Annotated in this window: 17 protein-coding genes; 6 read left to right on the plus strand and 11 right to left on the minus strand. The window is 70.3% G+C overall.

The window, feature by feature from the left end; all coding sequences use genetic code 11:
* The first annotated feature begins 3 nt into the window (after positions 1 to 3).
* Positions 4 to 2,535 (plus strand): type VI secretion system Vgr family protein, encoded by a 2,532-nt coding sequence (locus tag WME98_RS53380; protein ID WP_437949223.1) that lies wholly within the window; start codon positions 4 to 6, stop codon positions 2,533 to 2,535.
* 2 nt (positions 2,536 to 2,537) lie between these two features.
* The gene (locus WME98_RS53385) at positions 2,538 to 3,185 is read left to right on the plus strand and encodes a peptidoglycan-binding protein (protein ID WP_437949224.1); all 648 of its coding nucleotides are present in this window, start codon (positions 2,538 to 2,540) and stop codon (positions 3,183 to 3,185) included.
* Positions 3,186 to 4,399: 1,214 nt separating this feature from the next.
* Here the strand turns inward: WME98_RS53385 and WME98_RS53390 are convergent.
* Positions 4,400 to 5,551, minus strand: a complete 1,152-nt coding sequence (locus tag WME98_RS53390; protein WP_437949225.1) for a hypothetical protein — start codon at positions 5,549 to 5,551, stop codon at positions 4,400 to 4,402.
* Positions 5,548 to 6,363, minus strand: coding sequence for a DUF4365 domain-containing protein (locus WME98_RS53395; protein WP_437954142.1), 816 nt, complete (start codon positions 6,361 to 6,363; stop codon positions 5,548 to 5,550). The genes WME98_RS53390 and WME98_RS53395 overlap by 4 nt, the downstream gene beginning before the upstream one ends.
* 428 nt (positions 6,364 to 6,791) lie before the next feature.
* Between WME98_RS53395 and WME98_RS53400 the strand changes: the two genes are divergently transcribed.
* A complete protein-coding gene (locus WME98_RS53400) occupies positions 6,792 to 8,552 on the plus strand; it encodes a serine/threonine-protein kinase (protein ID WP_437949226.1) in 1,761 nt (586 codons plus the stop codon).
* Positions 8,549 to 9,670 (plus strand): hypothetical protein, encoded by a 1,122-nt coding sequence (locus WME98_RS53405; protein ID WP_437949227.1) that lies wholly within the window; start codon positions 8,549 to 8,551, stop codon positions 9,668 to 9,670. The genes WME98_RS53400 and WME98_RS53405 overlap by 4 nt, the downstream gene beginning before the upstream one ends.
* 399 nt (positions 9,671 to 10,069) lie before the next feature.
* Here WME98_RS53405 and WME98_RS53410 read toward each other — a convergent pair whose 3' ends face one another.
* From WME98_RS53410 to WME98_RS53420, 3 genes are all read right to left on the minus strand, one after another.
* A complete protein-coding gene (locus WME98_RS53410; RefSeq protein ID WP_437949228.1) occupies positions 10,070 to 11,197 on the minus strand; it encodes a hypothetical protein in 1,128 nt (375 codons plus the stop codon).
* Between the two features lie 122 nt (positions 11,198 to 11,319).
* The gene (locus tag WME98_RS53415; protein WP_437949229.1) at positions 11,320 to 12,975 is read right to left on the minus strand and encodes a hypothetical protein; all 1,656 of its coding nucleotides are present in this window, start codon (positions 12,973 to 12,975) and stop codon (positions 11,320 to 11,322) included.
* Between the two features lie 255 nt (positions 12,976 to 13,230).
* Positions 13,231 to 13,962 carry an MmcQ/YjbR family DNA-binding protein gene (locus WME98_RS53420; RefSeq protein WP_437949230.1) on the minus strand — a complete coding sequence of 244 codons (732 nt, stop codon included), beginning with the start codon at positions 13,960 to 13,962 and terminating at the stop codon, positions 13,231 to 13,233.
* A 273-nt stretch (positions 13,963 to 14,235) separates the two neighbouring features.
* Here WME98_RS53420 and WME98_RS53425 point away from each other — a divergent pair, with 273 nt between their 5' ends.
* A complete protein-coding gene (locus WME98_RS53425) occupies positions 14,236 to 15,219 on the plus strand; it encodes a PAS domain-containing protein (protein WP_437949231.1) in 984 nt (327 codons plus the stop codon).
* A 45-nt stretch (positions 15,220 to 15,264) separates the two neighbouring features.
* Complete coding sequence (manA, locus tag WME98_RS53430; protein ID WP_437949232.1) at positions 15,265 to 16,464, plus strand: mannose-6-phosphate isomerase, class I; 1,200 nt, start codon at positions 15,265 to 15,267, stop codon at positions 16,462 to 16,464.
* A 75-nt stretch (positions 16,465 to 16,539) separates the two neighbouring features.
* On the opposite strand, the gene WME98_RS53435 is transcribed toward manA, so the two are convergent.
* From WME98_RS53435 to WME98_RS53460, 6 genes are all read right to left on the minus strand, one after another.
* Positions 16,540 to 16,701 (minus strand): hypothetical protein, encoded by a 162-nt coding sequence (locus WME98_RS53435; protein ID WP_437949233.1) that lies wholly within the window; start codon positions 16,699 to 16,701, stop codon positions 16,540 to 16,542.
* A complete protein-coding gene (locus WME98_RS53440) occupies positions 16,698 to 16,904 on the minus strand; it encodes a hypothetical protein (RefSeq protein ID WP_437949234.1) in 207 nt (68 codons plus the stop codon). The genes WME98_RS53435 and WME98_RS53440 overlap by 4 nt, the downstream gene beginning before the upstream one ends.
* Before the next feature lie 97 nt (positions 16,905 to 17,001).
* Positions 17,002 to 17,784 (minus strand): metallophosphoesterase family protein, encoded by a 783-nt coding sequence (locus WME98_RS53445; RefSeq protein WP_437949235.1) that lies wholly within the window; start codon positions 17,782 to 17,784, stop codon positions 17,002 to 17,004.
* Between the two features lie 167 nt (positions 17,785 to 17,951).
* Positions 17,952 to 19,082, minus strand: a complete 1,131-nt coding sequence (locus WME98_RS53450; RefSeq protein ID WP_437949236.1) for a polysaccharide deacetylase family protein — start codon at positions 19,080 to 19,082, stop codon at positions 17,952 to 17,954.
* 65 nt (positions 19,083 to 19,147) lie between these two features.
* Positions 19,148 to 20,473 (minus strand): glycosyltransferase, encoded by a 1,326-nt coding sequence (locus WME98_RS53455; RefSeq protein ID WP_437949237.1) that lies wholly within the window; start codon positions 20,471 to 20,473, stop codon positions 19,148 to 19,150.
* 758 nt (positions 20,474 to 21,231) lie between these two features.
* On the minus strand, positions 21,232 to 21,639 hold the full coding sequence (locus WME98_RS53460) for a hypothetical protein (RefSeq protein ID WP_061625319.1): 408 nt from the start codon (positions 21,637 to 21,639) through the stop codon (positions 21,232 to 21,234).
* Positions 21,640 to 21,923 lie beyond the last annotated feature (284 nt).

A 21,923-nucleotide genomic window follows, 5' to 3' on the forward strand; every position in this document is an offset into this window, starting at 1 on the left:
GTGATGTCCGCTAGACTACCATCGTTCGAGATGGTCGCCGCGTTCACGTCGACAGCTGCTCCCGAGGGCATCGCGCCGTTCACGCTCACGACCGATCGCTGGTCCCCGGCCGATCTCCCCATCGTGCGCATTCGCGGCACGGAGCAGATTTCGCGGCTCTACCGCTTCGAGATCCTCCTGGCCCGCGTCGAGCACGCGCCTGCGGCGATCGAGCGCGATCTCCTCGGGCAACCGGCGCGCCTCGCGCTGCGCACCGCGCCGGACGAGGGACGCACGGTGCACGGGATCGTGCGCCGCATCGAGGCTGAGGGGACGCTCGGCGATCAGGGAGGCCGGCACGGCTACCGGCTGTGGCTGGCGCCGCGGCTGTGGCTCGCCGGGCGCGGTAAGAACAGCCGGATCTTCCAGGACCTCACGGTGCGCGAGATCGCCGACCGGATCCTCGACGACTGGGGCTTGCCCCGGCAATGGCACCTCGCGCGGGAGCACGCGCCGCGCGCGTACTGCGTGCAGTATCAGGAGAGCGATCTCGACTTCCTGCTGCGCATCCTCGCGGACGAGGGCATTTTCTTCCATTTCGAGCACCCGGACGGCGAGGGCGAGGGCGAGGAGATCGTCTTCGCGGATGATGCGCACCTCGTCAGGCCGATCGACGGCGAGCCGGCGCTCGAGGTCCGCGAGGGCGACGGTCTGTCCACGCGCGAGGACGGCGTGCGCCGCTTCCGCCTGCGGCAGGAGGTGCGGCCGGGCGCGGTGCTCCTCAAGGACTTCGACTTCGTCCGGCCGGCGCTCGACCTGCGCGCGGAGGCCCGCGTCGCCGCGAGGGAAGACGCGTTCGATCCGGCGCGGGTCCGGGTGTACGACCACCGCGGCGAGCGCGAGCGATCCCGGCTCGACACCGCGGTCGCGCGGCTCCACCTGGAGCAGCACCGCACCGGCGCCTCCGTCGGCGAGGGCGAGAGCCACTGCCGCCGGCTGTCGCCCGGACGCTGGCTCGAGCTGCGCGGCAGCCCGGCGGACGGGCACGACGGGCGATACACGATCTTCCGTGTCGACCATGAGGGCTGCGTGCCGGAGCGGCAGAGCGGCGGTGAGGCGGCGGGGGAGGTTTACCGGAACACGTTCCGGTGCGTGCCGCTGGAGGTGGCCTTTCGCCCGCGGCGGCCGCGGCGCGAGCTCCGGCAGGTGGTGGAGACGGCGACCGTCGTGGGGCCTCCAGGCCAGGAGATCCACACCGACGAGCTCGGTCGGATCAAGGTGCACTTCCACTGGGATCGCGAGGGCGAGAACAGCCCGAGCAGCTCGTGCTGGATCCGCGTCGCGCAGGCGTGGGCCGGCGCGGGATGGGGGTTCCAGTTCATCCCGCGCGTCGGGATGGAGGTGCTCGTGACGTTCGTCGGCGGCGACGTCGACCGGCCCATGGTCACCGGGTGCGTCTACAACGCGCAGCACCCCCACCCGTTCGCGCTGCCCGCGAGCAAGACGAAGAGCGGGATCGTGACGCAGACGACCCGCGGGGGCGGCGGGCACAACGAGCTGAGCTTCGAGGATCGGCGCGGGCACGAGCGGGTGCACGTCCACGCGCAGAAGGACCTCGACATCGCCGTGGAGAACGACGAGACGACGCGGATCGGGGCGAACCGGACCGAGCACATGGGGGGCAACCGGTTCACCCTGGTGGGCGGCAACAGCTTGAGCAGCGTGGGGGGTGACCTGACGCATACCGTGGCGGGGAATGAGACGTGGGTGGTCGACGGGGACCGATCGTCGACGGTGCGGGGCGATGAGAGGGCGACGATCGAGGGGAACGCCGTCGGCGTGGTGAATGGGCACGTCGACCGGAGGGTGGCAGAGGACCTGAGCACCCGCGTCGGAGGGCGGGAGCGGCGCGAGGTCGACGGCGCGAGCGAGGCGCGCTTCGGCGATGAGGTGACGACGCGCGTGTTGGGATCGGCGGTGACGCTGGTCGGGAGGCACGGCGCGGCGCGGTCGTACACGCTGCGGGTCGAGGGGACGACGGACCTGTCGAGCAGCGGATCGACGGAGATATCGTCGGAGAAGGAGGTCGTGCTCCGCTGCGGCAAGAGCACGCTTCGCCTGGCGCCGGATCATATCGAGCTGTCGTCGCCGGCCATCTTCTTGCAGGCGGACGGCGCCGCTGCGGTCCTGGAGAAGGATGACGTGCGGCTCCGCGCGAAGGCGCGGGCGCTGGTCTTCTCGGACAGCAAGGTGCTGCTCAAGTCGGCGGGGGCGACGGTGAGCCTCACGGCGGACGCGAAGATCGATGGGGCTGCGGTGAGGCTGAAATCTCCGGACAGCGAGTCCGCCTCCGACGTGCAGACGACGTCGCAGAAGACAAGGATCGAGCTGAAGGACCAGGCAGGACAGCCGCTCGCCTACCAGCGGTTCCTGGTCCTGCTCGAGGACGGCGCTGAACGGGGAGGGATACTCGACCGCGATGGCAAGGCAGAGATCCATCTCGACGGCTCCGCATCAATCCTGTTCCCGGATCTCGCGGAAGTGGAGGAAGCATAGACATGCGACCGTACGTCGTTCGGCAGGGCGACTACCTGACCCGGATAGCGCATATGCGTGGCTTCTCCGCCGAAGAGGTGTGGAACCACCCGTTGAACGATGCGCTTCAAAAAAAACGCGCGAGCCCTGATGTCCTCCAGCCCGGCGATATCCTCTACCTACCCGACGCAGGCGAGAGATGGAACCCGCTGCCGCTCACGACTGGCGGAGAAAACCACTTCACAGCACACATACCGACCGTCGAGGTCAAGCTTGCACTCGAAAGTATCGACAGGACGCCTGTCGAAAACCAACCCTTCCGTGTGGAGGGCATCGGGCCGAACCCGTTCGAGAGCAGAACCGACGGGAGCGGGATCGCCCTCTTCCATGTGCCGATTCACATTCGTGAAGTAGGCCTTTCTCTGTACGAAGCAGGCCTGTATTATCGCGTGCGCGTTGGCCACATGGACCCTGCCGTCGAGCTGAGCGGCGTCGCCAAGCGCCTTGCACACCTCGGTTACCTAGTGTCTCTCGACTTCAGCGAGGTCGAGCTTTCCGCCGATACGCTGCGCGAGCCGATTGCGGCCTTCCAGAGAGCGCAGGGGCTTCAAGTAACGGGTATAATCGACCACAAGACACGCGACACTCTTGTCCAGTCGCACGGTTCCTAGCCGCGGCAGGTATGGCACGATGCGGCGTCCGCATTGCAATCAATTCGACCGGCGTCATCGGCGTCCCCCGCATGGCGTTCGAGCGCTCCCATCCGCTAGGCTCTTCACACTGAATCCGGTCCGCTGCTAATGAGAGGCACCGCCAGTGACTCATGAGCAATTTCTTAGTCTCCTCCTCCTTGCGAACACCAGCCGATCTACCATTCCGATTTCAGGCCTGACCTTGGCGGAAGCCATCGCTCGTTGGGTAGCATACGCAGCGACATGCCATTTGCGCATATACCACACAAGCGAGCACATTCCCTACGTCACACATGTGTGGTACCACTGGGCCAGAGATGGTGCCGAGGATGTTGACATCGCCTTGCCTACACCCGGAGGACAGACAAAGCTCAAGATCGTGGTCAACGCTACCACGATTGAGCATTTGTATTCCCTTCGCCTCAACGACTACAATCGCCGGGAATATACCGAAGCGACGGGACGCGTTCAACGGCATGGCGGACGCCTTTCCATCAGTCCTCAGGAAGACAGGTATGTTTGGCCGCTACCAGACCCGCCGCCGCCCCCCTCACCTCCGAGGCCCACTCTGCCCCGAGCGAGACGGTATCGCGAACCAGAGACGTTAATGTTCAATCCAGACGCATGTTGTAGACGGTCGCTGAACGACATTCGCGAAGTAATTGACTCTTGGCAATGGGTTCGGGGAGCCCTAGCTGCAGGGCAGTGGTCAGGGCTCTTCGGGATAGATGTATCCGCTAGCCCGATAGATCTGAATCGCATTGTAAGCACGGAAATCACCATATGCGAGCTAAGACATTCAGATTGGGATCTGTGGGCACGCGCTATGATTGCGACAGACCCCATCCAGAAGGAGACAATTCGCACAATAGCGGCCTCAGAGATTATGAACCATCATGATGATTCAGCCCGCGGGCGCTTCTGGGCAATCGTCCATGATTCTGCAGCGATTCCACCGTAGAGTAGCTGCCTGGTCGAAGGCACCGCAGTTGCGCTGCTGTCTCGGATTGGAGTTGCTATGCGTGGGTATGCCGGACAAGATCGTGGCGAGCCTCCGGACAGCGCGGCCGAACGACAACGTCTGGACCACGCAAGTCTCCGCTCGCATCGATTTCTTGCAAACTGTCACCCGGGGGTCAAAGTCGAGCCATCCTGGGAGCGGCGGGTCGCCGCCGACTCCTTTCCCTTAGGGCTCAGCCGACGAGCCCGAAGCCCTGGTACCTCGTGAGCTGCCAGTGCTTGCCGATGCGCTCCAGGAGGCCCTCGACGCGCACGGGTCGGCGGTCTCTGTGGGCGTCGCATGCGACCTGGTAGTCTCGTTCCTCCAGCGAGATCTCGACCGCGTGGGTCCTCCCCTCCACCTCGGTGGACAGGATCACGCGGCGCTCGTCGCTGATAGCGTGCGCGGAGCGCTTCGCCCTCAGCTCGACGACGTACCCCGTGAGGCCCTGCGGGCGCGCGACCGTCGGTTGCCGCAGCGCGCTGCCGACCTCACGGACAGCCTCGAAGGTGCGTCGCTCGTAGCGAATGGGCGCGAGCCGCTCTAGATCTTGCGGCACCGCTGCGCGGGGAGACCAGCTCACACCGAAATCCACCGGTGTATCCTGGAGGGCTTCATGGAGGCTCCCCAGCGCCTCGCACATGTTGGCGTTCAGACCCTCCACGAATAGCTGATCCAACCGCTCGGCGTCCTGCCCTGAGCGCAGCACATCGCGCAGCCCCCGGAGCACCCGAACCATCACGCGGCGGGCGAACGGGGAGGGCTCGGGCGTGTTCGGCGCACCGCGGCCATGGCGGCCGCGTAGCGGGATGAATGGGTCTACCGGCGATTCAACCTGCAAGACAAAGCTGCCTCGCGCGGGCGCAGGGATGAGGAGCTCATTGGCAAAACGGCGAGCCGCCTTGTGCTGTTGGGAGAAGTATGGGACGGGCGTCATGATCTCTGCGGTTGCTGCATAAGCGAATAGGTCGAAGAGCGCATGATAAGCAGTGAGCAACCCCCGAAATCCGAGGCGGTCGCCGCCCCCTGATACCAATATACGGGCCATGAAGACGTCGGTGCGCGCCCCGACGATATCCGGCCCGTCCAGGTCGTGCACGATGGCGTCGACCGGGCGCTCCTCGATCTCGCTCAGGGCGTTGATAAGGTTGTCTCGCATGCGCGCAAAGTCGTCGAGCTCCGTGGAAGCAGGGACGAAGAGCCGCACGGGCTTCCCGTCCTCGTCCTGAAGGGAAGTTTCGTAGACGTCAACGTCGTCGTCGGAAATGCCGGCTATGCGCGACCACCCGTGCCGTTCCAGGTAGTGCTGCAGGTGCCATGGACGGACTGCGTCGATCGACTTCATGCGCGCTTCCCTCTGATCGCGAGCTGCTTCAACGGCCCCTGCAGCGCTTCCACATTGAAGCGATTGGAGCGCGGTATTCCGATCCGGATGGTCGAGTCATTTCGTGATACCGGTCCTCCACGCAGGTCATGCCAGTAAGCGCAGCGCCTGAGGAGGAGCCGCTCCTCGGACACGTCCATCCATTCTCCGTCGGGCTCCGGCATGACGTGCACGACGAGGATCCGAGGCAGTCCGGCCCTGCGCGTCAAGTCGTTGTAGGCCTTGATATCGAGGTCATACGAGATGTGCGTCTCGAACACCCTCGCGCGTGTCGTGGCCTTCGCCTGGATGCCGATTTGATGACCCAGGTCGCGGGGCTTGCCCTGTATGACGGTGAGGTAGCCTATCCAGAGATCCACGCCGAAATCGTCGGGGGGTGTATGAGCGGTGCACCCCGCTCGCGCTGAGACCGCTCGGAGATAGGCCAGACTGAGCTGCTCCTGGATACGCTGCGTCGGAAGCACCGACGCCGTCGATAGCCGGTTCCGGACGGGGCAGCAAGCGACGTCAGCCTCCCCCCCCGTGCAGCAGCCATGGACGAGCCTACCAAGGCGACGCTCGCCCCCGGGGCGGCCTCCAAGGCGGGGCGAGGAGCCCGCTGTTCTGGTAAGACGGGGCTGATGACGGCAAGCAAGCGCGACTGGGCAGGGGGCCGCGTGGAGAGCCACGCCGAGCTGGACGCGACCGACCAGGCGTTCTGGGATCAGGCGGGGCCGGCGGCGCGCTTCGAGGCATCGATCGAGCTTTCGCTGACGGCGTGGAGCTTGCGGCATCCTGATGAACTTGCCCCCCGATTCGGTCGAGATGCCTCCGGCGTTCGCAGGCGCCGCGGCGCGGTACCTGGTGATCGGCGGCCACGGCCTGTTACTGCCGACGTTGCAGGCGTACCGGTGCACTTCATCGGCCGCGACGACCTCCTGGCGAACAAGCGGGCCGTGGGACGGCCGCAAGATCTGCGCGACGCGCGCGCCGCCGGGGCGGAACCGCGGACGCCGCGGAGACCCCCACGACCGCGCCGAAAGCCCTGAGACCTTCGCCGGTATCGCCGTCGCTGCGCGTCGCGCTCTCGCGCTTGCCCGGCCGGCAGGGGATCTTCTACGATGGCGCTCGCCGGCTCGCGCGGCGCCCTCGTCCACGGGCACGGCGGCGGCCCCGCATCGAGTGACGCAGCACCTGGGACCCACGGAACGAGGCGCACGCCATGACTCCGCTCGCTCGACCCGGTGATCTCCTCGCAGGAAAGTACCGCGTGGAGCAGGTGCTCGGCGAGGGGGGCATGGGCGTCGTCCTCTCCGCGAGGCACCTCCGCCTCGACGAGCTGGTCGCGATCAAGCTCATGCGGATCGAGACGGCGCAGGACGCCAGCCTCGTCGTGCGCTTCCTCCGCGAGGCGCGCGCGGCGTCGAAGATCAAGAGCGAGCACGTCGTGCGGATCAGCGACGCCGACACGCTGGAGTCGGGCGCGCCCTACATCGTGATGGAGCACCTCTCGGGGCAGGACCTCGCGTCCAAGCTCCGGGACGAGGGCAAGCAGGGCATCACGGAGACCGCCGGCTTCGTCCTTGAGGCGTGCGACGCCCTCGCCGAGGCGCACGCGCTCGGGATCATCCACCGCGACCTGAAGCCCGCCAATCTGTTCCTCGCGTCGACCCGGGACGGCGGCGCGCGCGTCAAGGTCCTCGACTTCGGCATCTCGAAGCTCGTGAGCGGCGCGGGCGGCCAGGACATGACGCGGACGGCGTCGATGCTCGGCTCACCCATGTACATGTCGCCGGAACAGATGCTCTCGACCCGCGACGTGGACGCGCGCACGGACATCTGGTCGCTCGGCGTCGTCCTCTACCAGCTCCTGGCAGGAGAGGCGCCCTTCCGGGCCGAGACGATACCGCAGGTGTGCGCGCTCGTGCTGCAGACCGAGCCGCGCCGGCTGCGCGACCTGCGGCCCGAGGTGCCCGCCGCGCTCGAAGCCGTCGTCGACCGCTGCCTGCAGAAAGATCGCGAGAGGCGCTTCCCGGCGGTGGCCGATCTGGCGGCCGCGCTGGCGCCGTTCGGCCCCGAGGGCTCGCAGCGCCTGGCCGATCGCATCTTGCGCATCGCCCGCATCGGTCCCGGCGCCAGGGGGTCGCTCGGCTCCGGTGCGGATCATCCCGCCCCCGCCCACGCGCTGGCGGCATCCGGGACCTCCTTGCTCGACCCCGTACCCCATCCGTCGCACGAGTGGTTGGGCCCCACGGTGGCCGCGACACCACCATCGCATGAGCCAATGCCGCATGCGGCGGGGCCAGCGGGCACGCCGCCGCTGGAGGCGCTCGCGGCGCCCGCGCCGCCGCTGGAGGCGCTCGCGGCGCCCGCGCCGCCGCTGGAGGCGCTCGCGGCGCCCGCGCCGCCTGCTGCACCGCAAACACCTGCGGGAGCAGCAGCATCCGAAGCGAGCTCGGAACGGCCGCCCACCGGGGCCGGCGTCAGCACAACTCTGCCCGTGAAGGCAGGCGCCGCGCCGAAGAGATCCAGCGCTCCGGCGGTGCTCGCGGTGCTTGCGGCGGTCGCCACCGTGCTCGGGGTTGCCGTGGCAAGCTTCAAGTCTCTCGGAGACAGCGGCCCGACCGAACAGGCCACGACGTCCATGGCCTCTCCTCCAGCTCCGGGAGCGGTCTCGGATCAACCGAGCCCCCAGGGGCCGCCCCCCTCGCAGCCCCCCCTGGCCGATACCGCGCGCCAGAACGATAGACCCTCTGCCGACGCAGCGCCGGCGACGTCCACCCCCGCAGCGCCGGCGACGTCCACTCCCGCAGCGCTGGCGACGTCCACCTCCTCCGGCGGCACGAGCGCGCCCACGCTCCAAAGCGCGCGGCCTGCAGCGGCCCCTCGCGCCGCACCGGCCACGCCGAAGCCGACGCCGCCCCCCGCACGCCCCGCCCCGGCGCGCGCAGCCGATGACCCGTTCGAAGGACTTCCCCAGTGAAGAGCGGTGTTCTCTTCCGATCCCGCGCCCGCGCGGCGGGGCTCGCCGCGTGCATCCTCACGACGATCACCGGTGCGCCGGGCGCACGCGCCGACGCGGGCGACGCGAAGAGGAAAGCGGATGCCCGCGCGCTCTTCGAGGAGGCACGCAAGCTCACGCGGGAGGGCAAGTACGCGGAGGCGTGCCCGAAGCTGGCGGCGAGCCTCCAGCTCAACGCGGGCATCGGCACGCAGTTCTACCTCGCCGACTGTCTGGAGCACGTCGGCCAGCTGGCCAGCGCCTGGATCAACTACCTGGAGGTCGTCGACGCGACGAAGGCTGCCGGCCAGAAGGCACGGGAGGAATACGCGCGCGCACGCGTGGACGCGCTGCAGCCGCGGCTCTCGCGGCTCGCCGTCGTGGTGTCCGACGAGGCTCGGCGCACGCCGGGGCTCGAGGTGAGGCGCGACGACGCCGTGCTGGTCGAGGCCCAGTGGGGCATCGCAGTCCCGGTGGACCCCGGGCCGCACAAGATCTCCGCCACCGCCACCGGAGCGAAACGCTGGGAGACCACGGCGGCGATCGAGCGGGAAGGACAGACGGTCACCGTCACGATCCCGCCGCTCGAGCGCGCGGCTCGAACACCGACGCAGGCCGCCTCGGGCCCCCCAGCCGCCTCGCCGCTCGCTGGCACCGTTCTGCTCCCGAGCACGGCGTCGCCGCCCTCGCCCGAACCGAGGGCCACGGCGCCCGAGAAACCCGCGGGCGATCCGGGCTCACCGCTGCGCACCGCCGGCCTGGTCACCGGCGGGGTCGGCCTGGTCGGGCTCGCCGTCGGCGCGGGCTTCGGCATGACGGCGCTGTCAAAGAACCGCGAGGGCACCGGGCATTGCGACGTTTCGAACGCCGGCGCCTCGAAGGCGTGCACGCCCGAAGGCGGCGCGCTGCTCGATGAGAGCAAGACGGCCGCCACGCTCTCCACGGTGAGCTTCATCGCGGGCGGCGTCGCGCTCGCCACCGGCGCCGCCCTCGTGCTGCTCGCGCCGCCCGCGCGAAAGGCGGACCCGCGAGGAAGAACGGACGCCGCGGCCAGCGTGCTCCTGGGCCCCGACGGCATCTCGCTCGTGGGGAGATGGTAAGGGGATCCGAGAAGCAGATGAGGAGAGCTCCACGACGCTCACGATGGCATGCGGCAGCGGCGGCCGTGTCCTGCGCCGGGCTGGCGAGCTGCCTGTTCCTGGACAACGAGTGGCACCCCTGCGACTCGACCTGCACAGGTACGTGCATGGCCTGCGAGGAGACCAAGACCGGCGAGCCCGACGGCACGTGCGCCCCCGTAACGGCGAACACGGATCCCGACGACGAGTGCCCAGGTGGAGCCTGCCGCGGAGACGGCGCGTGCGAGGCGCCGAGCGGCAGTCCTTGAACGAAGCCCGCGCTCACCCCTCCGCACCCAGCGCTCGCGCCCGTAACCGGATCTCGCTCCCCTCGAACGGACGCGGTCCCGCCTCGGAGGGACGTCGGGCGGCGTCCGAGGTTCAGAACGCCACGGACGCCTGCAAGCCCACGCCCACGCCGCCGCTGTCCGACTTGCGCGACTGATAGCCGCCGCGGAGCGCGGCGGAGAACAGGTCCGAGATCTTCAACGTCGCCTCGCCGACGAGCCGCACCCCGAAGCTACTCGCGCTCGGCATGTCCGTCACCTCGATCACTGGCGCCAGCGACAGCGAGTCTCCAGCGGGGAAGTCCACGCGGCTGTAGAATGTGGTCCCGAACTCCGTATCGCTCCCCAGCCCGATCGTCTCGAACCCCAGCGTGATCTTCGAGCCGTACGGATCGCCGATGAGAAATGCACCACCGACGCCCATGGTGAAGCTCTTCTTCGTCATGCCGGCGAGCAGCTCCGCCTCCACATGCCACGAGTCCGAGAGCCGGAGCCTAACGCTCGGCGCTGCATAATAGAGGCCCACCTCGTAGTTCTTGTCCTTCGGCGCTTCCGGCGACTTTCCGAGGATGACCCCGGCGCGCATGGAGAACTCGGTCACCATCCGGAGCAGTCGATACGTGTACGAGAGCTCTGCTTTCCAGTAATGGTCGCCTACCTCGCGATCGCTCGGCTCGGCGTCAGGGCACTCCTCGGCGCTCGACGCCTGACACTCTGGCTCGTTCGGGGGGCGCGCTCCGAAGTCGACGCTCTCGACCCTCGCCGACGCCGTGCTGCGCCGCCCGCCGGACCGCTTCAGCAGCGTGCGCTCCACGGCATCCATGGGGGCCTCAGCCACCTGCACGTGGTGCATGCGCGCGCGCGAGGCGAACACGCTCGCGCGGACGCCGTCGACGCGCTCGATTTCGATCGTATAGTCCAGCCCCGGCGGCACCACCACATCCAGCGGGATCACCGCGACGTAGGCGAGCGCGGCGCTGCCCGACCGCTGAAACGACGCCGACCGCAGGGTTCCATCCGGCAGCCTGTAGACGACGAACGCCTGTCGGATCAGGTGGGCATTATCGAAGCTCGCCTCGATCGAGAGTACCTCTCCAGACTTGCCCACCGAGACCGGCGCGTGGACCATGCGCACCTCCGCCGCGGCAGCCGGCGCGTCGCGCGGGCTGGTCGAGGTCGCCTGCGACGCCGCCTGTCCTCCGGCCGCCGCCGGCGCTCCCACGGGAGCATCCCCGGCCGACGCAGTGGCCGGGCCCCCAAGCACCAAGGCAACCGCGCAGAGAAAGGCAAACACGCGCCCGAACGAGCGCGCCGGTGGAATCACGTCCGGTGCCTGATCGAGCATCACCACTGGTAGCTCACCGCCGCGCCCACACCTGGACCCGAGTGGTCGATGGTCCGACCCTGATACGAAGCGCGCACGCTGAACACCAGGGGGTCCTGCACCCTCCACCCCAGCTGGAGCACGGCGCGCGCTCCGACCTTGCCCTTTCCCTGGGACACCTTCTTGGACGCCTCGCTCTCCTCGGCGGGCTCGACGCTCGGCTCACCCGTCGCTCCTGCGGGCTGGTTCGTCACCTCGACCCGGAACAGCATCGGGAACCTCCGGAAAGCGGCGAGCTCCAGCTGCGTGATGCCACGTGCACCGATCCCACCCAGGAGCTCGCCGCCCAGGACGAGGTTCGTGTGCTTGTCGTTGCCGATGCGGAACATGACATGCCCGCCGCCGGACACGCCGCCCTCGCCAAGCCCTACGAGGGCGCGACCGATGAGCGACGCTCCGTAACTGAAGCCGACCTCCGTTTCGAGATACCCGTACGTGAGCCCCACCTTCCGTGGATCGAGGTCGAGCTCCCCATCGAGCTCTTCGACGTTGCCGCCATAGCCGCTGTACACGCCGAACCCGGTCCGGAGCGCCCGGATGCCGGTGTCGCCATACCGGAGGCTCACCATCCCCTCCACCTGCAACATGTAATCGTTGTCTCTCAGCCGGTTGTAGTCTGCGAAGTCGGTCGAGACGGCCACCGTCGTCTCGATCGGCGCCGGCTCGTGATCGGGGAGCCGCGGCTCGAGCGGCAGCTCTGCTGGCGCCGTGCTGCTGCCCACGACGGCAACCATCTCGCCGGCGCTCGTCGCGGCCTCCGCGAAGAACTCCATGTGTTGGTTGATGAGCGCGCTGCCAGGGATCACCGTGGAGAAGTACCCGCGGCCCATGGGCGTCATCGGGAACGGCTGGTAGTTGGGCTGCTTGGGCGTCCGCAGGTGAACGACCGCGCCCACGGCACCGTCGCGCAGTTGCATACCGAGCTCGAGGGGCACGCCGGCGACAGCCCCGGCCGGCGTGATGAAGGCGAGCAGGAGATCCCCCTTGGCGCTGGCCTTATCCGTGGCCTTCTGCTCCGACGCCTTGCTCTCGGCGACCATCATGCGGCGCAGCGCCTGCGCCTCCTCGTTGAGCACCGGCGCGAAGCGGCTGGACGGCGACGCGCGCACGTATTTCTCGTAAGCGTCGATGCGCGCCGCCGGATCCGCCCCTCCCAGGCTCTCGAACATCGCCGCAAGGGCGGCGGCGTCGGGATCCCCCGCCCGCGGTGCGTTGCTCGCCGGGATGCCATACGTGGAGTCGCTCGCGTCCTTCGCCGGTTTGTCGGGCTTCTTCGCGGGCGCCGGAGGGATCCCCGAGGCGATCACGACGTCGCCTGCCTGCGGCGTCCTGGTGGGCGTCCCGACGGCCTGAGCGAGAGAAATGGTCGGGCGAAGCTGCACGATCTGAAGCGTGCCGATGAGGAACCGATCCGTGACGGTCTTGCCGGTGATGGGGTGCTTGAGCCGGACGGGACGCCAGAGCTGCACCCTGGCCCCCTCGGAGACGCCTACGGTCTGCCCCAGATCGAGGAGGAGGTCATTGCCCTGGATCTCGAGCACAACCCCGGTGGCCTCGTCGGCGCGAGCCTCCCGCTCTCCGACGAGGAACAAGGCGCTCGCAGCAAAGAAGGGCATGAAAACGAGAAGCGTATTTCGAAAGCGCGCGCGCATTCACAGCACCTTCCCCGAGCGGATCCTGGACGTCACCGTCCCCTCGCGGCAGTGACATCGCCTACATCATTTACACAAAGTTCATGCTCTGGGGAAGAGCGATACGCCGCGCAGTCTCATGGAGCTGGCGCTCGTCAGGTCGAAGCCGGCGCACCTGTCTCAGCGCGGAGCGCTGGCGCCGGCGGATACGACAAATCGATCGTGGACGGATGCCCGGAGCTACTTCCGGGTGGGCTGCGGTCGCTGCGCCGGAGGCGTCTTCTTCTCCGGCGCGCGTTCCCCCCTCGCCCCCTTCTTCGCCGCAGCGCCCTTCTTCGCCGCAACCTTCTCCCCGGCTGCAGCGCCCTTCTTCGCCGCAGCGCCCTTCTTCGCCGCAGCGCCCTTCTTCGCCGCAGCGCCCTTCTTCGCCGCAGCGCCCTTCTTCGCCGCAGCGCCCTTCTTCGCCGCAGCGCCCTTCTTCGTTCCAACCCCCTTCTTCGCCGCAACCCCCTTCTTCGCCGCAACCCCCTTCTTCGCCGCAACCCCCTTCTTCCCCTCCCCCTCTCGCTTACTCGCCCTCGCCCCCTTCCCCGTCGCCCCCTCCTCCTTCGCCCGCAACGCCCGCTGCGGCGCCACCGCGCGGTAGCTCTCCTCGATCCACTCGAGCAGCATCGCCTCGGGCACGCGGTCCTTCGGGCCGAAGCGCGCTGTCACCCACCCGCTCTTGCCGAGGTTGTACCCGGTCGGCGCCGCGAACGGCAGCAGGAGCGCGGCCTCGCCCGACTGCGGCAGCTTCGCGGTCACGACGAGCTTCCCTTCGTGGAGGTTGAGGAAGACGAAGATCTTCCCGCGCACCTTGGCCACGCGATCGCCCCAGGGGAACTCCTCCACCGCCTCGGGATAGGCCAGCGCGGCATCGCGCAGCCTCGCAAGGATGGGTGAGAGCCGCGCGTCGTCCTTGATCGTGGTCATTCGCCGAGCCTAGGGCGCACGCCGGACCGCGTAAAGCCAGAGCCGCTCGCCGCGTCAGACGCTGCGCCGACAGCCGCCGAGCAGCGCGAGCCCGAAGCGCGTCTTACGCCCCCCGGGCACCCTTCCCTTCCCGCGCGTGGCGCCCCCGACAGCCGCGGTGGGACCACCTTGACAGTGTCACCCTGGCGCGCTTACGTGGCAGGCGATTCGCCCGCCCGTTCCGGAAGGGGGCCGAAGCGGCCAGCGGAGCAAACGATACGAGGCGAGCGGAGCATGGCGGAGGACCGATCCCACCGAGACGATCTACAGCGCGACAACGAGGCCCTGCGCGCGCAGAACGAAGAGCTCCGCCGCGAGCTCGCCGAGCTGCGGCGGGCGCTCGCCAGACCCGACCCCGGTGACGGGTCGCCGCCCGGAGCGCCGCCCCCTGACCCCGGCCCCGGCGCCAAGGAGCGAACGCCCCGCGGCGGCGCGCCGTCCGACGACGTCGACGTGCTCCGCGCGGTCCTCGAGGCCGCGCCCATGCTGCTCTTCGCCAAGGACACGGGCGGCCGCTACATCCTGGCGAACGGGTACTTCCTGAGCTGGGCGCGCCTCGCGTGGGGCGATGTGGCCGGGAAGACCGATCACGAGATCTTCCCGAAGGAGCGCGCCGACACGTTCCGTACCTCCGATCTCGAGGTCCTCACCACCGGCCGGACGCTCTCGTGGGACGAGGGCGACGTGAGCCCCGACGGGCAGCTCCACCACTTCGCCGTGCTCAAGTTCCCGCTCAGGGACGCGGCCGGGGCGGTCCGCGGCGTCTGCGGCGTCTCGACCGATATCACCAGCTACAAGCGCGCAGAGGCCGAGAACCAGGAGCTCCAGGCCGAGATCATCCGCGCTCAGGAGCGGAGCCTGCGCGCCCTCTCCACGCCGCTCTTGCCGATCGCCAAGGGCGTCCTCGTCATGCCGCTCATCGGCGACATCGACCAGCGCCGCGCGCAGAGCGCCCTCGAGGTGCTGCTCGGCGGCATCGTCGCCCACGGGGCCAGGCGGGTGATCCTCGACATCACCGGCGTGCCGGCCGTGGACGCCGACGTCGCGAACGCGCTGGTCAAGACGGCCCAGGCCGTCGGGATGCTCGGCGCGACCGTGATCCTGACAGGCATCCAGCCGAAGATCGCAGAGACCCTGGTCGAGCTCGGCGCCGATCTCAGCGGCCTTGTCACGCGGTCGACGCTGGAGAGCGGCATCGCCCACGCGCTCAAGGGCTGACTTCCACGGGGCCATCCGGTAGGGTGCCGCCCGCAGGAGCTATCCATGTTTGCGCTCGAGAACCGTGTTCAGGAGTATGCCTGGGGCTCGCGGGAGGCCATCGCGGCGCTGCTCGGACAGGGACCCTCCGACAAGCCGCAGGCCGAGCTCTGGATGGGCGCCCACCCGGCGGCCTCCTCGATCGTCGAACTCGACGGAGGCCGCGAGCGCCTGATCGACGCCATCCCCAGGCACGCGGACGCCTTCCTGGGCGCGCCGACGCGCGATCGCTTCGGCGCGCGGCTCCCGTTTCTGCTCAAGGTGCTCGCGGCCGACCAGCCGCTGTCGCTGCAGGCGCACCCGGACGAGGCGCAGGCGCGGCGCGGGTTCGACGCGGAGAACGCGGCCGGCGTCCCGGTCGACGCGCCCGAGCGCACCTACCGCGACCCGCACCACAAGCCCGAGCTCATCTGCGCGCTCACCCCGTTCGACGCGCTCTGCGGCTTCCGGCCGGCCGAGGCCCTGACGGACGCGTTCGCGCTCCTCGCCGGCGGCCCGGGCGACGCGCTCGTCCCGCGCGGCAGCGGGCCCATCGACGCGGCCGCGGTCGCGCGGCTCGTCGAGGGCCTGCTCGCGCTCGGGCCGGCGGCGCGGCGGGAGGTCGTGTCCGCCGTGGTCGAGGCGTGCCGGGCCCGCGCCGAGGCGGGCGGGCCGCTCGCGCGCGCCGCGGGCTGGGCGCTGCGCCTGCACGAGCTCTACCCGGGCGACGTCGGCGTCGTGATCGCGCTCCTGCTGAACGACGTGCACCTCGAGCCGGGCGAGGCGCTGTACCTGCCGCCGCGCCGGCTGCACGCCTACGTGCAGGGGGTCGGGATCGAGATCATGGCGAGCTCCGACAACGTGCTGCGCGGCGGGCTCACGCCGAAGCACGTCAACGTCGGCGAGCTCCTGCGCGTCCTCGACTTCTCCCCGTGGCGCGTCGAGCCCGTCGCGCCGCGCCGGGCCGGCGCGGAGTCCATCTACGACACCCCGGCGCCGGAGTTCCGGCTCTCGCGCATCGAGCTCGACGCCGCGTCGTCGTGGCGGACCGACGACCGGCGCGGCCCCGAGATCGTGCTGTGCACCCGGGGACAGGCGTCGCTGGCCGACGCGCGCGGCGCCGCCCAGGGGCTCCGCCAGGGCGGCTCGGTCTTCGTCCCGTTCGCCTCGGGGGGCTACGCCATCGAGGGAGAGGGCCAGTTCTTCCGCGCCACCGTCGGCCTCTGAGCCGCGCCGAGGGGCGCCTCGCTCCCCGCGGAGCACCGCAGAGAAGCCTGAGCATCCCCGCGCCCGGACAGCGGCTCACGACGACGCGGCGCGCTCCCGCGCCGCCGGCCGGGGGCTCGCGCCGTCGGCCGCGGCGGTCGCCGGCGCCCCGCGCGGGGGCGCCGGCGGGTCCGCCAGGTCGCGGCGGAGCGACCGGGCGGCGGCGCGCCACGTGGCGAGCACGCGCCGCTTCATCACGCGGAGCTCGTCAGGCGGGGCCCGTCGAAGAACAGCGCGGCGCGCAGCGCGCGGCCCTGCGCCCCGAACCCCCGCCACCAGGCGAGCATCCAGTCCGGCGCGAGCATCGGCTCGTCCATGTCGCTCCGCCCCATCAGATCTTCCCACGCCGCCCGCATCGCGGCGAGCTCGGCGACCTCGGTCACCAAGTGAAACCGCAGCATCTCCCCCTCCGCCTCGTCCCCATCGAGCTCCCCTCCCCGTGCCCGCCGCGCCGCGCCGCCCCCCTCGCGCGGCGCGGCGCGGCGGCATCGCCGCCCCTCAGCGCCATCGCGGCCGCAGCTGGGCGATCGCCCCGCGCGCCGCGCCGAAATGCTTGTCCAGCCACGTCATTCGATATCCCTCCTCGGCGGCGCGTCGCTCGGCGCGCTCGTGATCGTAACGGACCCGGTGAAACCAGACGTCCTGTCGCGACGAGTCGAAGATGGCGAACTCGGCGAGCTTGTCGCGCCTCCGGGCCGCGTCGACCGAGCCGGGGTTGATGAAGAAGCGCCTGCCCCGCGCGCGGTCGAGCGAGACGCGATCGCAGGCCGACCGCAGCGTCGCGACGCCCGCCTCGACCTCGTAGAGCGCCTGGACGTGGGTGTGCCCGAAGAAACAGATGCGCCCGCTGGGCTCGCGCTCGCCGAGGAGCCGCGCGTTCTCCTCGATGTGCGCGGGGCTCGTCATGTATTCGCACGTATCGTCGACGCCGCCGTGAATGAGGACGATCTCTCCCTCGATGAGGCGCCGCCTGGGCAAGAGGGCGAGCGCCCGCTTGCTGTCCACGGAGAGCGCGGCGCGCGTGCGCTGGAGCGCGAAGGCGGCCTTCGCGCCGCAGCGCTCGACGTCGATCCGCCCGATCGCGACGAGGTCGTGGTTGCCCGTGATCGCGAGGACCGGCGGCCGCCCGAGCAGGCGCACGCACGCGTCCGAGTCGGCGTTGTATCCGACGATGTCCCCGAGGCAGAGCAGGTGCTCGACACCCCGCTCCGCGAGGAACGCCTGCACGGCCGAGAGGGCCTCGAGGTTACCGTGAACGTCCGCGATGATCCCGTAAAGCATGGCGCGCCACCTTTCGTGTGAGGAATGTGCTGGCCCATCGCGCGAAGGGCCTCGGGTCGTCCCAGGCGAAGGCGTCGTGGACCGTGGGCGCCCCCGCGACCGCGGCACGAGCGCCGGGGGGCGCTCGGGGGAGAAGCGGATGGCGTCGATGTCCTGTCGGTCCATGATCACTCGAACAGCGAGGTCGACGGGCCGCGGTTGTCGCCCTGAGGGCCTTCGGGCGACAGGCCCGGATCGGCCGGCGCGGCCGCGCCCCGCCAGGCGACGTGCCGCTTGAGCAGCTGCTTCGTCCGCAGGACGCCCGACACCGACTGGATGAAGCTCCGGTGATCCGCGCCGAAGTCGACCCGGGGCACCGAGTACTGCGCGTCCGGCGAGCTCTGGAATCCCGCGACGGTCGCGTGGTCGCAAGGCGAGTTGGTCACGGCCCCCAGGAAGCCGAGGCGGCGCAGCGTGGCGCACTCGCGAGGACCGAAGTCCGTCCCCACATGCCCGTTCGGATAACAGAAGATGGGGACCGGGCGCCTGGCCTCGGCGCACAGGCGCGCCCAGGACACGACGATCTCGCGCTTCGACTGCGCGTCGCTCGTCCTGGAGAGCACCGGATGGGTGACCGTGTGCGGGCCGAACGTGATGCCGCGCGCCTCGCACGCGCGGACGTCGTCCCACGACATCGGCGCGTAACGCGCGGGCGGGCGCGCCGGGAGCTCGACCTCGGCGGCGGCGGCGAGCCGCTCGATGGCGCGGAGCTTCTCGAGCTCGGGGACGCGCTTGCACTGCTCCATGAAGCGCCGCGCGAGGTGCGCCCGCGGCACGCCCTCGTCCAGGCGGATGACGTGGCGGAGGCCGGCGATCATGACGCTGAGCTCGCGGCGCCGCGTCGACTCGAACACGTGCTCCACGCGGTGCCACCAGCACCACAGCTCGCCGTCCAGATAGCCGGTCACGACGAAGATGGTCGCCGGACAATCGAACTCCGCGAAGATCGGCGCGGCGACCGTCGCCTGGTCGCTCGTGCCGTCATCCATCGTGAAGGCGACGGCCCGGTCGACGGGCGCCGCCTCGCCCGCGAGGCTCCGGAAGACCCGCTCGAGCGACACGATCGGATACCGCTCCTTCCTCAGGAACTCGAGCGCGCGCCGGAGATCGCGCGGATCGACGCCCGCGATGCCGCGCGCCGGGTCCGCGAGCCGGTGCATGACGATGATGGTCACGCGCTCGCGCATCATCCGCGTGAACGGCCGCGCCGCCCAGGGCGCGGCCAGGAGATCCGAGAGCCATTTCACCACGTTCGACATGAGTCCTCCCCCCACGAGAGCCTTACGAAAAGATCGATCGATGACGGCGGCGCGCCGGCGGCCGCTCAGCTCGCCAGCGCGGCCGGCGACGGCGGCGGCGGCGGATCGCCGGAAGGGCGGCCGTCGCCGCGGCCCGGAGCGGCGGAGATCTGGCGCGGCCTCTGGCTCGCGCCCCAGACCCAGGCGAGCAGGGAGCTCGGGCGGACGGCGGCGGGGCGCTGCGTGTGCCGCGCGAGCAGCAGCTCGTAGAGCGCCATGTAGCGCTCGGCCATCCGGGCGGCGGAGTAGCGCCGGAGAGCGATCGCGCGGCCGCGCCGGCCCATCTGCGCGACGAGCGCGGGATCGGCCGCGAGCTCCGCGAGCCTCGCGGCGAGGGGCGCGGCCTCGCCGGAGGGCACGAGGAAGCCCGTCCCACCGTCGACGAGCGCGGTGGACACGCCGCCCACGTCGGTGGCGACGGCCGGCAGCCCCGCCGCCATGGCCTCGAGGAGCGCGAGCGGCAGGCCCTCGGACAGGGACGGCAGCGCGAACACGTCGAGCGCGGCGAGGAGCGCCGGCACGTCGTGGCGCTCCCCGGCGAACAGCGCGCGATCGGACACGCCGAGCTCGCGCGCGAGGGCGACGAGCCGCCCGCGCTCGGGGCCGTCGCCGACGAGGAGGAGCCGCCCGCTCCGGGGCAGCGCCCGCGCGGCGGCGCGCACGAGGAGCGCGTGGTTCTTCACGGGAGAGAGGCGCCCCACGCTCCCGACGACGAAGGCGTCCTGCGGGATCGCGAGCTCGGCCCTCACCCGGGCCCTCGCCGCCGGATCCGGCGCGAAGCGCGACAGATCGATGCCGTTCGGCACGACATGCAGCTTAGGCGTGTCGACCTCACGCCGGCCGAGGACGGCCGCGGCGGTCGGCTGCGACACCGCGACGTGGGCGTCGACGAACGCGGACGCGGCGGTGCGCAGCCACCCTCGTCCTTCCATGTCCTGGGACACGCCGTGCTTCGTGTGGATGACCGGGACCCGGTGCAGCCACCCGGCGGGCGCCGCGTAGATGAGCGACAGCTGGTTGTGCGCGTGGACGAGCATGACGCCCTTCGTCGCGAACAGCGCGGCGAGGCGGGCGGTCAGCGTCCTGTCGAACCCGGGGCCCTTCGGCACGAGGCACACCTCGACCCCGCGCCGCCGGAGCTGCTCCGCGCGCGGCCCGTCCGGGTCCTCGGCGACCGCGACCGCCAGCACGTCATGGCCCGCGGCGCGCTGGGACGCCGCGAGATCGACGACCACCTGCTCGGCGCCGCCGGTCTGGAAGCTGCTCACCACATGCGCGATGGCGAGCCGCTGAAGAGCCCGCGAGCCCTTGCGAGCGCCATCCTCGATACCGTAAGCGATCTGTGTCTCCATACCACTCTCCCCCCCCAAACACGTGGAACGCCGATCCGGTCGAGTTGACGGCTCGTACGGCGCCGGCCGTACCCGGCTGCCTTCCCATCCCCTCGCGCCCGGCCCCTCCTGGGCGACAAACGCCGTCCAGGGCATCGCCGGAGCGGAGCAGAGCTGAGATGGTCAGTGCCCCGATCCGGCGGATCGACACGAGCGCTGCAACACCCCGCGTGAATCGATGGCAGACCGCGGGGACGCGACTCGAATTGACTATACGACGGATTGGCAAGCTGACAAGCGAATCGCGCGACAAATGGGAAAACCGAAGTACGAGGGTTGTACAACCCTGATAAGGACGTGGGCCTCGGCGCCGAACAGAGGAGTTCCGTCCCAGTCTTCGACTGGCCACCTCCCCGGAGCGCCGCGCCCTCGCCGGGCGGGGCGCCCGCCGAGGGCGCGCGGCGGCTGGCCCGGGAAAGCGGTTGGTTTTCAACCGGTTACGAGGATCGTCTCCGGCCGGTCAAGAAAGGTGAGCCGCCCTCGCGACGCGCGCGCACTGCAGAGGGCGTGCTGCGGCACGGTCGGGGGGCCGGGCTGCGAGGGAGCGTGGGTGGCCGCCGTTCGCCCTGCGGCGGCGCCTGGCGGCGGCTTCGGATCGCGGCCGCTTCGCCGGACGGGGGGACATCGCGATGCAAACGACCGAACGGAGGAGACGACGATGATGATGACGAGCGGCGCTGCGGCGCACGCCCATGAGGCCGTGTCGGCCGCGATCCGCGTCAGCGGCAGCGCGGCCGTCGCTCGCGGAGGTAATCGAGCAGCTGGGCCTCGTCGCTGCCGATCATCCGGTCGATGCCGTCTTCCCGGACATGGCGTTGAATCTGCAGCGCCCCCGCGGTCGTCCGCACGAGGACGGCGACGCGGCGGAAGCCGCTCATCACGGCTGGCCGCACCCGCTGCATCGCCGCCTCGAACAGCGGGTCGTTCCGCCCCACCGCCTCGCGCAGGTCGACGAGCAGGCACAGCCCGCTGCGGCCGGCGCGGTCCAGCGCGCGGCTCACCTCCATCCACCGCTCCTCGAACAGGACGGCAGACTCGGACGGCGCCGCGCTCCGCGTCACCCGCGCGAGCTGCGCCGCCGGATCGATCGTCACGGTGTAATGCGCATTGCGCAGGATCTCGAGCATGGTCCACGATCATCTTATCAGAGTGAGCGCCGGATCAGAATGCCAGGCCGAGCGAGCCGAGCGCCGAGAGCTGCTGAGTTCGTCGCTCTGGGCCGCTCGGCCCCGAGCTGGTCCCGACGTGTTCCGGTCGGGTCCGGATGGTTTCTCCGGCGCTCCCGGCAAACGGACCTCCGGATACGCTCCGGACACCAGCGCGGCGCGCCGTCCTCCGGCGTCATCTCGTTGACGCGCGCGGCCGACGGCTTGCGGTGGCCTGCCCTTCGCCTTACCAAGGTCCGCCAAAC

Origin of the sequence: Sorangium sp. So ce296 (genome assembly GCF_051529605.1) — a bacterium.
In the GTDB taxonomy this organism is placed as follows: Bacteria; Myxococcota_A; Polyangia; order Polyangiales; family Polyangiaceae; genus Sorangium; species Sorangium cellulosum_D.